The 14,384-nt window shown below is 35.4% G+C and carries 14 protein-coding genes; 2 read left to right on the top strand and 12 right to left on the bottom strand.

Annotated elements, in window-relative coordinates; translation table 11 throughout:
• Positions 1-103 precede the first annotated feature (103 nt).
• Positions 104-514, bottom strand: coding sequence for a ribosomal maturation YjgA family protein (locus RTW14_RS10390; protein ID WP_331654433.1), 411 nt, complete (start codon positions 512-514; stop codon positions 104-106).
• Between the two features lie 275 nt (positions 515-789).
• Here RTW14_RS10390 and RTW14_RS10395 point away from each other — a divergent pair, with 275 nt between their 5' ends.
• Together RTW14_RS10395 and RTW14_RS10400 are read left to right on the top strand one after the other, a co-directional pair.
• A complete protein-coding gene (locus RTW14_RS10395) occupies positions 790-1,677 on the top strand; it encodes a 3-hydroxyacyl-CoA dehydrogenase family protein (RefSeq protein ID WP_312650602.1) in 888 nt (295 codons plus the stop codon).
• 151 nt (positions 1,678-1,828) lie between these two features.
• Positions 1,829-2,497 carry a CPBP family glutamic-type intramembrane protease gene (locus RTW14_RS10400; RefSeq protein ID WP_312650604.1) on the top strand — a complete coding sequence of 223 codons (669 nt, stop codon included), beginning with the start codon at positions 1,829-1,831 and terminating at the stop codon, positions 2,495-2,497.
• A 174-nt stretch (positions 2,498-2,671) separates the two neighbouring features.
• Here RTW14_RS10400 and RTW14_RS10405 read toward each other — a convergent pair whose 3' ends face one another.
• The 11 genes from RTW14_RS10405 to RTW14_RS10455 form a co-directional block, all read right to left on the bottom strand.
• Positions 2,672-4,441, bottom strand: coding sequence for an oleate hydratase (locus RTW14_RS10405; protein ID WP_312650608.1), 1,770 nt, complete (start codon positions 4,439-4,441; stop codon positions 2,672-2,674).
• A gap of 187 nt (positions 4,442-4,628) precedes the next feature.
• Positions 4,629-5,450, bottom strand: a complete 822-nt coding sequence (gene folK / locus RTW14_RS10410; RefSeq protein ID WP_312650612.1) for a 2-amino-4-hydroxy-6-hydroxymethyldihydropteridine diphosphokinase — start codon at positions 5,448-5,450, stop codon at positions 4,629-4,631.
• A 7-nt stretch (positions 5,451-5,457) separates the two neighbouring features.
• On the bottom strand, positions 5,458-6,297 hold the full coding sequence (folP, locus tag RTW14_RS10415) for a dihydropteroate synthase (RefSeq protein ID WP_312650616.1): 840 nt from the start codon (positions 6,295-6,297) through the stop codon (positions 5,458-5,460).
• A gap of 26 nt (positions 6,298-6,323) precedes the next feature.
• Complete coding sequence (locus tag RTW14_RS10420; RefSeq protein WP_312650620.1) at positions 6,324-6,824, bottom strand: HD domain-containing protein; 501 nt, start codon at positions 6,822-6,824, stop codon at positions 6,324-6,326.
• Positions 6,825-7,379, bottom strand: a complete 555-nt coding sequence (folE, locus tag RTW14_RS10425) for a GTP cyclohydrolase I FolE (RefSeq protein ID WP_312650624.1) — start codon at positions 7,377-7,379, stop codon at positions 6,825-6,827.
• A 250-nt stretch (positions 7,380-7,629) separates the two neighbouring features.
• Entirely contained in the window at positions 7,630-8,769 is a 1,140-nt protein-coding gene (gene dnaJ, locus RTW14_RS10430; protein WP_312650627.1) for a molecular chaperone DnaJ, read from the bottom strand.
• Between the two features lie 119 nt (positions 8,770-8,888).
• Positions 8,889-10,763 carry a molecular chaperone DnaK gene (gene dnaK, locus RTW14_RS10435; RefSeq protein ID WP_312650629.1) on the bottom strand — a complete coding sequence of 625 codons (1,875 nt, stop codon included), beginning with the start codon at positions 10,761-10,763 and terminating at the stop codon, positions 8,889-8,891.
• A gap of 14 nt (positions 10,764-10,777) precedes the next feature.
• Positions 10,778-11,347 carry a nucleotide exchange factor GrpE gene (gene grpE, locus RTW14_RS10440; protein ID WP_312650633.1) on the bottom strand — a complete coding sequence of 190 codons (570 nt, stop codon included), beginning with the start codon at positions 11,345-11,347 and terminating at the stop codon, positions 10,778-10,780.
• Positions 11,340-12,386 carry a heat-inducible transcriptional repressor HrcA gene (gene hrcA / locus RTW14_RS10445; protein WP_312650636.1) on the bottom strand — a complete coding sequence of 349 codons (1,047 nt, stop codon included), beginning with the start codon at positions 12,384-12,386 and terminating at the stop codon, positions 11,340-11,342. Before hrcA ends, grpE begins: the two co-directional genes overlap by 8 nt.
• Positions 12,387-12,585: 199 nt before the next feature.
• Entirely contained in the window at positions 12,586-13,638 is a 1,053-nt protein-coding gene (locus RTW14_RS10450; RefSeq protein WP_312650640.1) for an acyltransferase family protein, read from the bottom strand.
• A gap of 83 nt (positions 13,639-13,721) precedes the next feature.
• On the bottom strand, positions 13,722-14,384 hold the full coding sequence (locus RTW14_RS10455) for a pentapeptide repeat-containing protein (protein WP_312650644.1): 663 nt from the start codon (positions 14,382-14,384) through the stop codon (positions 13,722-13,724).

A 14,384-nucleotide genomic window follows, 5' to 3' on the forward strand; every position in this document is an offset into this window, starting at 1 on the left:
TGCACTTCAATAAAAATGCTACTCTGTCGTATGCATTTCTTATTTCTATATTAATTTTATATGCTTATACTAGCATACCCAATATCAAATGTCAACTGCATTTCTACAGTTTTCTGTTATTCTTTTGTTGATGAATTTGTAATCTTAGTGATTCATATATCCCAATTATTAAACAGCCAATACCATAGCAAAAAATATCTTTAAAATCAAAAACTGAGCCCAGTACAATCCTCAAAAAAGTATTATTTGTGAAACCTATCATTTCTAACACCCTAAAATATTGTAGACTTTCTACTGATGCTGAGAAAATGAACACATATAATGGCATCATCCTGACTCCATTTGGAATAAAAATTCTTATAAAACAATATACCAAAACTACCACAAGTATGTCTCCGGCATAAGGTCTAATAAAATTATCATGAATATATAGAGCTATCAGAATCTCTATTATAAGCAACATGATAAATGCCACTAAGTAATGAACCCTTTTCGCATTAAAATCGTTCTTCAAACACTTTTTCTCCTTATCCATACAGTTACTTCTACAATCTTACCATTATTTTTTATATTTATCAAAACAAAACTCTATTACATCGTGCTCCCGTACAACTCAAAGTATAATCTGACAACTTTCAGAATTTTATATATATTTCAATAAAACATGTTTTTATATAAATACAATGTACATTATAATAGTAATATAGTATAATTATTGCTAACTCAGCTGACTCAATGATTAAATAATTGTTTTGATAAAAGTATGTTGCTATTGAAAGAGAGGTAATTATGAGTGTAAATAATTTATTTATTATAGGTGCAGGTTTTATGGGCATGGGTATTGCTCAAGTTGCCATAACCAGCGGTATTAAGGTTACAGTCAATGATATTTCCGAGAAGAGGCTAGCCGAAGGCCGCAAGACAGTAGAAACTATGCTTCAGAAGAGCGTGAAAAAAGGTAAAATGACAGAACAGGATATGCAGAAAGCTTTATCAAATCTGTCATTAACAACCGCGCTCTCTGATTGCAATGACGCGGATTTCATCATTGAAGCCGCTTCAGAAAACGAAAAGATTAAAATTTCCATTATGGAGGAAGTTGATAAATATGCAAAACCGGATGCCATTGTTTCCAGTAACACATCTTCAATTTCCATTACAACACTGGCGAGCCATTTACAGAATCCTTCACGGTTTATAGGAATGCACTTTTTCAGTCCAGTTCCCCTTCTAAGTCTGCTAGAAGTAGTCAAAGGGCTGCAAACTAGTCAGGCAACCATAGATCGAACAATTGCTTTCGGAGAACAACTAGGAAAAGTGGCGATTGTTTCCAAAGATGAGCCTGGTTTTATTGTAAATCGTATGTTAATTCCAATGTTAAATGAAGCTTTTATTTTGATTGAACGTGGAATTGGATCAATTGAAGAGATTGATTTAGGAATGCGTTTGGGTTTAAACCACCCTATGGGTCCATTAGAATTGGTTGATATGATTGGTATTGACGTTGAACTTGCAGTTATGGAAGTACTTTACAGTGAAATCGGAGATCCAAAGTATCGTCCTGCTGTTCTTCTACGCAGAATGGTGGCTGCTGGTAATTTAGGTCGAAAAACTGGCAAAGGGTTCTATATTTACCATGAAGATGGTACTCGTACGCCAAATATTCATTTGCTATAACAAATTTTATAAAATGCTTTAATAACTTAGATTTTTTGAGAAAAGCCGTAAGATTTTAAAGTCCTACGGCTTTTTGGGTTTTCTTCATTATGAAGAGAAATATACGGTAAAATCTTTATATAAAAAGTGATGCTGGAGGTAATAACCTATAATGACATTTAAAACCAAGTTAATCTTACAGATTGTTTCTGTTTATATTTTTGTATTGTCTATTAGTTGGATATCAAATAATTTGGTGCTAAATATCCATGATAATTGGATAATCATAATTACATGCTTCCTTGAAATTGCCTTGATTGGCTTTATAACATTGAAAGTAGATAAAAAATCGCTTAGCAGTGTCGGCTTGTTACATTTTTCGATTTGGGATTTTGGGCACGGTCTGATATTAGGCATTGTTCTCTATTTACTTCAAATTCTTCCTCCTATATTGATTATGAAAATGGATATTAGTCAATACGGAAGTCAATTTGATATATATTCTTTTTTATCAAAACTAATTTTTCTGACAGTTACTATCGGCTTTTCCGAAGAGCTTGTATTTCGGGGATTTATTTTCAGTAAATTGAATCAATTGATAAAATCAAAATTGCTCATTATCCTCATTAGCAGCATTCTTTTTTACTGTATCCACTTGACAGGAACTTTAGCGATTAATTGGACTCATATCTATAGTACGTCTATCACAACAATTCTATTTTGTGGTTATTTGTACTTATCTAAGAAGAAAACTATTCTTCCGTTACTCTTAGCGCACGGTCTATACGATACACTAATAAGTGGATACGGATTAATAATATGGAATCTTTTCTCCATGTAATTGCTGTGTATCCTATGCTTGCTACAGTTATACATAAATTTCTGAGTGTTCAAATTCAAAATCTGCCACAAAGCAAATCCTCCAATAAAGATTATTATACAATTCATCAGTAACCGTTCATCAGCTGTATGCTAAACAATTATGATTCTCGTAAAATCCCTATTGGAGGAGTTCTTATATTACATTATACTTTTTTAACAATTCTTCTATCACTGTACCAGATATTTTCTTTAACATTTTCTTCTCTACCAGATTTGCCATAAATGGAAGTTTCATGTCTGTTATCTTTTTACCATCCCTCATTTTAATTGTTGAATCTAACAATACACGTATATCATAGCAGGAGTTAAATACCTCAGGTACTCCACGGTCAACATTTAGTAAGGTATAAACGGCCTCCATACCTGTTCGAACGGAGTACTCTGTAGTAAATACCGTATCCCGAACAGTATCAGCAAACTGTCCAATAAATGCAAAGTTTACGCAGCCTTCTGGAACTACCTTTGGTCTGTCACCCTTAGCTCTTGGCATAAAGAAAGCAGTAACATAAGGCATCATGCAAGGAATAGAGCGAGCTGAATTGGTGGCTAATTCATGAATTTCTGCTTCAGGAACCCCCATATGGTATAACCACTCTTCTGTAATTTCAATCCCCGTACAGTCTCTCATCGGCTTTTTTATATAGTTACCAGGAACATTTGTGAACAATCCATATACCCAGACTACTAATTGATCTTTTGGCTGTTCTTTAAAATGTGGCTGACGATTCAAGGTATAACTCATAAGCCAGTTTGAGTCCTTTACAGTAATAATTCCTCCAGTGACAACTCGACCGCTAAATGGATCTCGCTTACAGATTTTCTGGATATAGGGCGGTATTTTATCATCTAAGGTAGTCACAGTAGATGATTCCCAATTGGTTGCATCTGTATTCGTGCAGAACTTATCCGGATGTCCAAAAGAAGGGTCTTGTTTAGCTATATTGCGCCACAAATCCCAACATCCACCATCTGTAATGATAAAATCTGGTGCGTGGTTGTCATCACCTAATGATGAATTCTCCGTACAGCTGCCATTTGTAACAAACACTAGATCATTTTCTGTAAGTTCAATGACATCGTCCTTGCCATCATGCAGACATATAATTTTTTTGGCAGTTTTTTTGTTCCCTGTTATGTCAAAGAGCACATTTGTAACCTTTGTATTATATTGGAAATCAACATTATGTGATTCTAGATACTTTACCATTGGAAGAATTAATGATTCGTATTGATTATATTTTGTAAACTTAAGTGCTGAGAAATCAGGCAATCCACCAATATGATGTATAAACCTCTGAATGTAAAGCTTCATTTCTAATGCACTATGCCAATCTTCGAAAGCAAACATCGTTCTCCAATAAAGCCAGAAGTTTGATGAAAAGAACTCGTGGGTAAACATTTCCGAAACTTTTTTATCATATAAATCTTCATCTCGAGTAAAAAATAATTTCATTATTTCCATCGATGCCGTGTCACTTAATCCAAACTTCCCATCTGTATGTGCATCTTCTCCTCTGTTTACAGTTGCCCTAATCAGAGAAAAATTAGGGTCTTTTTTATTCAGCCAGTAAAATTCATCTAATACAGATGCCCCTTCTGTTTCTATAGAAGGTATAGAGCGAAATAAATCCCATAAACACTCAAAATGGTTTTCCATTTCACGTCCGCCACGGATAATAAATCCTTTTTCATTATCATTAATGCCATCACAGGCACCCCCAGGAAGGGATAACTCCTCTAAAATATGAATTTTTTCACCCTTCATTTGTCCATCGCGAATTAGGAAACAGGCTGCTGCTAAAGATGCTAAACCTGAGCCGACTAGATAAGCCGACTTTAAGTCAACACCTGCTGGCTTTTCCGGTCTTGCAAATGCCTCATAATTCCCATTACTATAATACATGTAATTACCTCCAAATTTTCATTTTATCACGTACAATGTAGATTCATTTATCATGTAATATAATATCACATATTATATTATTATTCCAATTTTTTTACTATTTTATACCAAAAATTTTTTAATTAAAAAGCAGATGCTAACCTATTAATGCTAGAATCTGCTTTGATATAGTATTTAAAACCGTTCGTTACTTCTTTTTCTTAAGTTTGTTTAATAACTCTTCAATGGTTAAGTTACATACAGGATGCCTAAAATAAGGATTAAGTTGTCTCATAGGCTCTAGCACAAACTCCCTATTTTGCATATCAATGTGGGGGACAATCAGTTCCTCATCCGCTAAAACCAAATGATCATAAAAGATGATATCTAAGTCCAATGTTCTTGGTCCCCAATGGATAATCCTTTCCCTCTTTGCATTTTTTTCTATTTCATTCAATATATTCAGTAATTCTTTAGGTGGATATAACGTTCTCAATTCCAAGCAGCCATTTACAAATGTATCCTGCTCAATGCCTCCATATGGCTCTGTATGAATAAAATCAGATACTTTGGTAACTTCACATCCCCTTGTACTTTTTAACACTTCTATACCTTGTTTTATGTACTGTTCCTTATCTCCCATATTTGATCCAAAAGCAATATAGGCTTTGTGCCAGCTGCGTTCTATTTGCACAGACACATTCTGCAAAGGCAGTCTAATCGGAGCCCACGGTTTCTCAATTTCTAGTTCAACGCTCTCCAATCTATTAAACTCGCAAAGCATAGCTTCTGCCAATTTCTCAGCCACCGCTTCAATGAGTTTAAACGTGTGCTCCTGCATGAACTTTGTTATAAACTGGCATACTAAAGCATAGTTAATAGATTGTTCAAGGTCGTCTGTGATTCCTGCCTGCCTTGTATCTGTATATAAAACCGCATTAACAAGGAATTTCTGTCCCAAAACAGTCTCTTCTGTAAGAACACCATGATTTCCAAAGACTTCTAACTTTTTTATATTAATTTTATCCATCACTTTCTTACCTATTTCCCAGAATTGCTTCTGCCATTTTAATAGCTCTAACATTTTCTTTTATGTCATGTACTCTAACAAAAGCACATCCCTTTATTACAGCCATAACTGTAGTTACCAAAGTGCCCTCAACGCGTTCATCTACCGGTAAATTTAACGCTTGTGCAATAACCGACTTTCTAGAAGTACCTAAAAGTACTGGATATCCTAGTTCGTTAAACTGCTCCAGACAGTTAATCACCTCCAGATTCTGCTCATAAGATTTTACAAAACCAACGCCTGGATCAAGAATAATTTTATCATCCTTTATCCCTGCTTTTTTAGCTAGTTGAATAATTTCTCTTAAATCTTCCTTGACATCTTCCATAAAATTGTTGTACTCAGTATTATCATGGTCATGCATAAAGGAACCAGAATTATCACGGTTATGCATCAAGCAGCACACCGCATCACTATCCGCAATTACCTTTGCCATTTCCATGTCATACTTTAGCCCCCAGATATCATTCACAAGGTCAGCTCCCGCTAAAATGTTAGCCTGTGCCACGCTGCTTTTACAGGTATCAATCGATATAGGAATATCAAATCTCTTTTTAATGGCCTCTACTATGGGTACTGTACGCAGAATTTCTTCTTCCGCATCGACCCTTGAATGTTTTGGGCGCGAGGATTCGCCGCCTACATCAATAATATGAGCCCCCTCCTGAATCATTTTCTCAGCATGCTTTAATGCAGTATCTACATTGTTCCATCTGCCTCCATCTGAAAAAGAATCGGGGGTTACATTTAAAATTCCCATTACATAGGTCTTGTTTTTTATGTCAAACTCTTTGTTTCCTATAATCATTACGCCATTCCTCCATTTTTCCTATGCTACTGTACAATCGTTTTATTCTTTTTATCTTCGCTCCATTTACACTCCTCATAAGCATCACAGAAAAAACAGTTTCGGGACTGCTTATCCGCCATATTTATAAGTGCTTTTAATCGTTCAGCCGTATCATTTAAGAACAACCCTTTATTTTCCTTGATTCTATGATTTTCTATTGCTTCTAAAATCATTTCCCTCTTTTCTTGAGGATAATTTAGCTCTCTAAGAATCAGATTTGTCAATTCCTTACCCGCCTGCTCATGCGGCTCACCGGTGTTGTACTCCTTAGCACGTCCAATATCATGAAGCAATGCAGTTAAATAAATCATTTCTTTCTCTAGTCCAAGGTTCTGTTCTAAACTATATATATATGCAATTCTTGCTACATCCATTAAATGCATAATCCCATGACAGCAAAATACTCTATGAGCTTCTGCTGTAGTAATTTGATTTAAATTTTCAATGTAAATTGGATGCTTTATAAGATTATCTACAAATTTCATTTATTTCACCATCTGAAAGAATTTATTCTGTAATGCTTCATCTTTGGCAAATTCACCCCTTGTGACAATAGTAACAGTCTGACTCCCTGGTTTTTTTATACCACGCATAGACATGCACATATGCTCAGCTTCTACCATTACAATAACACCTTTTGGAGCAAGGTTGTCCATCAACGCATCTGCAATCTGTGCTGTAAGCTGCTCCTGAAGCTGCAAACGTTTTGCAAACACATCAACAATTCTTGCAAGCTTGCTTAGCCCAACTACTTCTCCATCTGGAATATATCCGATGTGTGCCTTCCCATAAAACGGAAGCATATGGTGTTCACAAGTTGAATAAAACACAATATCTTTCTCAATTACCATTTCATTATTTTTAACATGAAATCTTTTGCTCAGATGTGTTGCTGCATCCTCATACATCCCACCAAATATTTCTTCATACATCCTAGCAATTCTTTCTGGTGTCTCTATAAGGCCTTCCCTATGGATGTCCTCACCTATTCCCTCTAAAAGCAGTTTTACACCTGCCTGAATCTTCTCTTTATTAATCACTTCAATCCAACTTCTTTCTTCATTATCATGCAATATTTTCAATTACTATTGATGGACCTTATTATACAAAATTCAACAAAGCATGTCAATTCTGATGGAATAGATAAAAAATGTGGCTTCGCGAATGTAGGTGCACTTCCTTTTTTATCTAATAGGAAAATCTATCGATATTTCCTATTAGATAAAAAAACGGATTTACCTTAAATTGAAAGGTAAATCCGTTAATACTATTCTTTATATTTAATACTGTTTATTTGAAAATCTCTTTCATTTTGTCTGCGAAGCTTTTCTTATTTCCATGGTTTTCGTTACCAAGAATATCCCCAAGCTCTTTAATCTTCTTTTTCTGTTCAGTATTCAATTTTGTTGGAACTTCTAAGATTACCTTCACGTAAAGATCGCCCATTCTTGACGTTCTAAGGCCCTTGATACCTTTTCCTTTTAACCTGAATACTGTTCCAGGCTGAGTTCCTGCTGGTATGCTATAGGAAACCTTTTCACTTAATGTAGGAACCACTATATCATCACCTAAAGCTGCCTGGGCATAAGAAATAGGCATTTCAAGCCATAAATCCTGGCCATCTCTCTTAAATAGAGAATGAGCCCTTACTCTTATAACTACATATAAGTCTCCGTTTGGACCCCCATTAGTCCCAGGTTCACCCTGGCCTCTTATGGATATTACAGATTCGTTATCAACGCCTGCTGGAATATCAACGGAAATGGTTACAGTCTTTCTAACCTTTCCACTCCCACTACATTCTGAACAAGGTTTTTCAACAACCTGGCCACTGCCTCCACAGTTCTGACATGGTGAAACACTTTGGAACTGGCCAAAAGGAGTTCTCTGTGTGGTTCTAACTTCACCAGTACCATTACAAGTTGGACATGCCTTCTTTGATGTACCTTCAGCCGCACCTGTTCCATGACATTTTTCACATTCAACATATTTCGTAAGTTGTATCTGTTTCTTAGCGCCAAAAGCTGCTTCTTCAAATGAAATCACAACCTCTTGCTGTAAATCACGGCCTTTCATCGGTCCGTTACGTCTTCTTGAGCTTCCACCGCCGCCGAAGCCGCCGCCAAACATACCGCCAAACATATCAAATATGTCTTCAAAACCACCAAAACCTGCACCGCCGCCACCAAAACCTGCACTTGGATCTACGCCGGCATGACCGAATCTATCATACTTGCTCTTCTTATCAGTGTCGGAAAGAACGCTATATGCTTCATTTATCTCTTTAAATTTTTCTTCAGCTTCCTTGTTCCCAGGATTTTTATCTGGATGATACTTCATGGCCATCTTTCGGAAAGCACTCTTTATCTCACTCTCGCTAGCGCCCTTTTGAATTCCAAGGACTTCATAATAATCTCTCTTATCTGCCATTGTTTTCTCTCCACTCTGCATTAATTATATCAATCTGATAAGCACTCCCTACCTGAAGGAGTGCTTATTATTAGGAAATTTACCGTATCAATATTACCCCATGCAGGTTCATATGTCAACTATTTGTCTTCGTTAACTACTTCATAATCAGCATCTACAACATTATCATGCTTTGGAGCATCTCCTTCAGGAGCAGCTCCGCCCATGCCGCCTGCCATGTTAGGATCAAATCCTGCTGCGCCGCCTTGCTGAGCAGCCTGAGCCTGTTGATACATTTTAGCTGAAATAGTGTGGAACTGTTCTGTTAACTTATCAGTCTTATCTTTGATTTCTTCCAGATTCGTTCCTTCAAGAGCCTTTGATAATTCGTCCTTAGCAGCTAAAATACTTGCCTTTTCATCTTCTGATAGGTTTGCTTCTAACTCCTTAAGATTCTTTTCAGTTTCATAAACTAGAGTCTCTGCTCTGTTTCTGATTTCAATTTCTTCTTTTCTCTTCTTATCTTCTTCTGCGAACTGTTCAGCTTCCTTAACTTTGGCCTGTATTTCGTCATCTGAAAGCTTATTTGAAGAAGAAATAGTGATTCTTTGTTCCTTACCAGTACCCATATCCTTAGCGCTTACATTTACGATACCATTAGCATCAATATCAAATGTAACTTCAATCTGAGGAATTCCACGAGGTGCAGGTGGTATACCTGAAAGCTGGAAGCGTCCAAGTGTAGTATTTCCAGCAGCCATTTCTCTTTCACCCTGCATTACATGAATATCTACAGCTGTCTGATTATCAGCAGCAGTTGAGAATACCTGGCTCTTCTTTGTAGGAATAGTTGTATTTCTTTCTATAAGCTTTGTAGCAACACCACCTAAAGTTTCAATGGAAAGTGAAAGTGGAGTTACGTCAAGCAATAATACATCATTTACTTCACCAGTCAATACACCAGCCTGAATAGCAGCACCAACAGCTACGCATTCATCTGGGTTGATGCCCTTAAATGGTTCTTTACCAGTTACTCTCTTTACAGCATCCTGAACTGCTGGAATTCTTGTTGAACCACCAACTAAAATAACTTTAGCGATATCAGCATTCGTTACACCAGCATCTCTCATAGCCTTCTGCATTGGTTCAATCGTTCTGTTTACAAGATCTGAAGTTAACTGATCAAACTTAGCTCTTGTTATGTCCATATCCATGTGAAGAGGACCATCTGCACTTACAGTGATGAATGGAAGATTGATGTTAGCTGTCTGTGAACTTGAAAGTTCCTTCTTAGCTTTTTCTGCTGCTTCCTTTAATCTCTGATGAGCCATCTTGTCAGCTCTTAAATCAATTCCGTGTTCCTTGGCAAATGTATCTGCCATGTAATCAATTAATATCTTGTCAAAGTTGTCTCCACCAAGCTTTGTGTCACCATTTGTAGCCAGTACTTCAAATACGCCGTCACCAAGTTCAAGAATAGATACATCGAATGTACCACCACCTAGGTCGTATACTAAAATCTTGTGGTGTCCATTGTCTTTATCAAGACCATATGCAAGAGATGCCGCTGTAGGTTCATTGATGATTCTCTTTACATCAAGACCAGCAATCTTACCTGCATCCTTTGTTGCCTGTTTCTGTGCATCTGTGAAATAAGCAGGTACTGTAATAACAGCTTCTGTTACCTTTTCACCAAGATAGCTTTCCGCGTCAGCCTTTAGCTTACCTAAAGTCATGGCTGAGATATCCTGTGGTGTATACTGCTTTCCATCAATTTCTACTCTGTGGTCTGAACCCATATGAGTCTTAATTGATGCAATCGTTCTGTCTGGATTAGTGATTGCCTGTCTCTTTGCAGTTTCACCAACTAATCTTTCTCCACCCTTTGTAAATCCAACTACTGATGGAGTAGTTCTATTTCCTTCTGCATTAGCGATTACTACAGGTTCTCCACCTTCAAGAACCGCTACGCAGGAATTTGTTGTACCTAAGTCTATACCTATTACTTTTCCCATAATATATTACCTCCCTAATTTGCGACCTTTACCATACTAGGTCGTATAACTTTACCATTTAATTTATATCCTGTTTGTAAAACCTGAGTTATACAGCCACTTTCGTATTCACTGCTTTCTTCAGTCATTACTGCGTTGTGAAAATTTGGATCAAATTCATTTCCCAATGCGTCTATTTCTTCTAACCCGCTTTTTTCCAGTACCCCCTTGAAAATCTTAAATATATTGTTCATACCTTGAATAAAACCTTCGTCACCCTGACCATGTGTAAGAGCTCTTTCGAAGTTATCTATAACATCAAGCAATTCTGAAACGATTTTTTCGTTTGCATATGCATAAATGTCACTTTTCTCTTTTTCTGTTCTTCTCTTGTAATTTTGGAAATCTGCCATAAGTCTCATATACTTTGTATTAAGTTCTTCATCTTCTGTGGTAGTTTCTCCTGGTTTGTCAGCTGCTATTTTTTCTGTTTCTTCACATTCAGCTTCAATATTCTCAGTTTCTTCTACAGTTTCAGTATCAGTATCCTGAGTTTCCAGGTCCTCTGCTACTTCTTTTTCTGTAGCCGTCTGATCTTTATTCATCTTCCTCGTTACCTCCTGTTAGTTTAAAAGTATTGCTCAAATTTTCTGTTACATACTCGATAACAGAAGTTACCTCGTCGTATTTCATTCTTGTAGGTCCAATTACACCTATCTTTCCAACAAGCTTACCATCTATGTGGTAAGTAGCTGTAATCACGCTACAATCCTGCATCAGATCATCTGCATTTTCATTTCCTATAGTTATAATTACACCATTATCTCTGTTTATGAGCTTCTTTGTAAAATCTTCTTTTTTATCTAATAACTCCAAAAACATCTTGGCTTTATCTAAATCGTTGTATTCTGGTATGGAGAATATATTTGTAAGTCCATCCATATACAAGTTTACATTTAACATATTTTCAAGAGTTCTCATGAAGTTTGGCATAATGTTTTCTGCCAAAATGCTCATGGCCTCTATATCTGTTTCAAAACTCTTTATGATGTCAAATTTTAAAGCTTCGCTAATAGTTTTTCCTCTAAAGTTATACGTCATGGATTTCGATAATAGTTCAAGACTTTCATTTGTATACGGAACTTTAATCTTAAGTGCCGTGTTGGAAACTTTACCGCTGTCTGCAACAATCATAAGTATTACAGTACCACTGTCTACAGGAAGAAAGTTAATATATCTAAGCTTATCTTCATCCTGGTTTGGCGTCATAGCAAAAGAAGTCAAATTTGTTATCTCCGATAATAAGTGAGCTGCATGCTGTATAGTCTTTTCAAATTCTGACATATCACTGTGCAGTTTATCTGTAATAATCTGTTTTTCCTCAAAGGTAAGCTCCTTCTTTTTCATTAGATCATTTACATACAATCTGTATGCTTTATCTGAAGGTACCCTGCCTGATGAAGTATGAGGATGTGTTAAAAATCCCATATCCTCCAAATCCGACATTTCATTACGAATAGTAGCTGGGCTTACGCCTAACTCATACTTTTTTGAAAGAGTTCTGGATCCAACTGGCTCGCCTGTTCTAATGAAATCACCAATAATCGCTTGTAATATTCTCAATTTCCTTTCGTTTAAATCCATCTTTCTCACCCTTCCTTGTTAGCACTCACATGTCATGAGTGCTAATCACATTTTTAATTTAACACTCTTACGTAGTAATGTCAACACTCTTTTCAAAAAAAATAGCAAAATTTCTGCTGTTTTTAATATATATAGTAAAAAATAAAATACCTCTCGTCTTTTGACAAGAGGCATTGATTACTTGCATAATAGTAAGTTGCTATACGGTTTCTTCATACATCATTTTTTTCTTGAGTTTCAGCCATCCGTCATATAATTTATCAAGTGTCTTATCATAAATCTTTGCAATTGGCGGGCTGGAAAAAACAATGGCACAAAGTGATGCTAATCCAAATAACCACAGATAGTATATTGTCCAATTTGGGCATGGAAAACCATAATCTTTAATTATATATCTTATAAATAAATGAAATATATATATTGGCATAGTATTCATACCAATATAGGTTAGATAATTCTTCTTATCTGGCATTATATTTAATAGTAATATGGTCCAGGCAACTGCAAGAACAAGTACCGCTGCTCTCATAATTATATCCATATACCACGCCATTCCTAAATCTGCTGCAGTAGTTTTTAGTAAGTAAAAAGCGACAGGAACTTTAACATAGTAAGCAAGTGCGTAAGAAATCCCTATTAGTATGGCTAATAAAGGAACACATTGCCACTTTTTTAAGCATTGTAAAGATTTCAGTTTTTCACTTGTACAATAGTAACCCATTAAGAAGAATGGGAAATATGATACTGTTCTTCCCAAGGCAAAATAGTCAGTATCTACAGGTAAAAGTCCTGTAATTAAATATATTCCTATACTGATGGCCAATAAGTGCTTAATCTTAACTAAATCTTTTAAATAGTACCTATAAAAAAATACTGCAAATAAAAACCATAATGCAAATGGCGGTTTTAAAAAATCCAAATTAGCATGTCCAAAATAACAATATCGGAATATGTAAAAAACTAGAGTAAATAACAAATACGGTAACATGAAAGTCTTAAATGCTGATTCTCTTGCTCTATCCACTTTTTTCGAGAAAAAGCCTGACAAAAACATAAACAGCTGCATAACAAATACATTAATAGTAATATAAACTATCCCACCAAGAGAGCCATGTATAAATTCGCCACCAACTCTAGTAAAATGCGAAATAGGTATGCACCAAATTGCCAATCCTCTAAGATTATCAAATATAAAGCTTCTCTGTTTTGCTGTTAATATTTTAGGAGCTTCTACTGATACATTGTTTTCCATAAAAATACCTTCCTTATTTTGTGTTTCTGTAGAATTTTTAACATTCTTGTTGACATTATATCATAAAATTGTATTATAATGTCTTATTTTATTATAACTCCTAGCATTTTGGCTAATTCTGCTGCCTGAAGCATATCTACAACAGCACCATGTATTTCTTTTGCTTCTGAGGACAAGATCAGTCCATCAATTTGGCAAGTTCTTAAATCAATACCTTTTAGTACAGTTTTATAAAAATTTGCTCGAATTAAATTGACATGATTTAACGTAAATTTTTTCACTTTACAATCATCTAAAAAGGCTTCTGACATATCACTCTGTTCAATATTACAAATATTAAACAAAGAGTATGTAAATACAGCATACCTAAGCAAGCATTCATTTATCTTTACGTCTTTAAAGGCACTATCAGAAAAATTAGTGCCTACACCTTTCACATTTTGAAATTTACAATTACTGAAAGTGCTATTACTAAAATCACAGTTTGAAAAGTCACAATTCTTAAAGAAGCAATTCTTAAAATATGTTTTTTGAAACACAACTTTATTGAATACACAGTTTTCAAAAATAACATTTGTTCCTTCTATGGTAGAAAAATTTACATTTTCTGTTTTCAAAGCAGTTATATATTTTTCCTCTATATTTTCACCTTGATTTTTAAAATCTTCAATTAAACATATAAAATCATTTAGTTCATCTACAACAATAAAATTCTCTATATTATCCACTACCTCTAATTCACTCAT

The organism is Aminipila sp. (assembly GCF_032051575.1).
GTDB lineage: Bacteria > Bacillota > Clostridia > Peptostreptococcales > Anaerovoracaceae > Aminipila.

Excerpts from the sequence above, each read along its gene's own strand:
- RTW14_RS10395 (WP_312650602.1), top strand. The coding sequence starts at position 790 with ATGAGTGTAAATAATTTATTTATTATAGGTGCAGGTTTTATGGGCATG.
- RTW14_RS10400 (WP_312650604.1), top strand. The coding sequence starts at position 1,829 with ATGACATTTAAAACCAAGTTAATCTTACAGATTGTTTCTGTTTATATT.
- RTW14_RS10405 (WP_312650608.1), bottom strand. The coding sequence starts at position 4,441 with ATGTATTATAGTAATGGGAATTATGAGGCATTTGCAAGACCGGAAAAG.
- folK (WP_312650612.1), bottom strand. The coding sequence starts at position 5,450 with ATGGATAAAATTAATATAAAAAAGTTAGAAGTCTTTGGAAATCATGGT.
- folP (WP_312650616.1), bottom strand. The coding sequence starts at position 6,297 with ATGATTATAGGAAACAAAGAGTTTGACATAAAAAACAAGACCTATGTA.
- RTW14_RS10420 (WP_312650620.1), bottom strand. The coding sequence starts at position 6,824 with ATGAAATTTGTAGATAATCTTATAAAGCATCCAATTTACATTGAAAAT.
- dnaJ (WP_312650627.1), bottom strand. The coding sequence starts at position 8,769 with ATGGCAGATAAGAGAGATTATTATGAAGTCCTTGGAATTCAAAAGGGC.
- dnaK (WP_312650629.1), bottom strand. The coding sequence starts at position 10,763 with ATGGGAAAAGTAATAGGTATAGACTTAGGTACAACAAATTCCTGCGTA.
- grpE (WP_312650633.1), bottom strand. The coding sequence starts at position 11,347 with ATGAATAAAGATCAGACGGCTACAGAAAAAGAAGTAGCAGAGGACCTG.
- hrcA (WP_312650636.1), bottom strand. The coding sequence starts at position 12,386 with ATGGATTTAAACGAAAGGAAATTGAGAATATTACAAGCGATTATTGGT.
- RTW14_RS10450 (WP_312650640.1), bottom strand. The coding sequence starts at position 13,638 with ATGGAAAACAATGTATCAGTAGAAGCTCCTAAAATATTAACAGCAAAA.
- RTW14_RS10455 (WP_312650644.1), bottom strand. The coding sequence starts at position 14,384 with ATGAGTGAATTAGAGGTAGTGGATAATATAGAGAATTTTATTGTTGTA.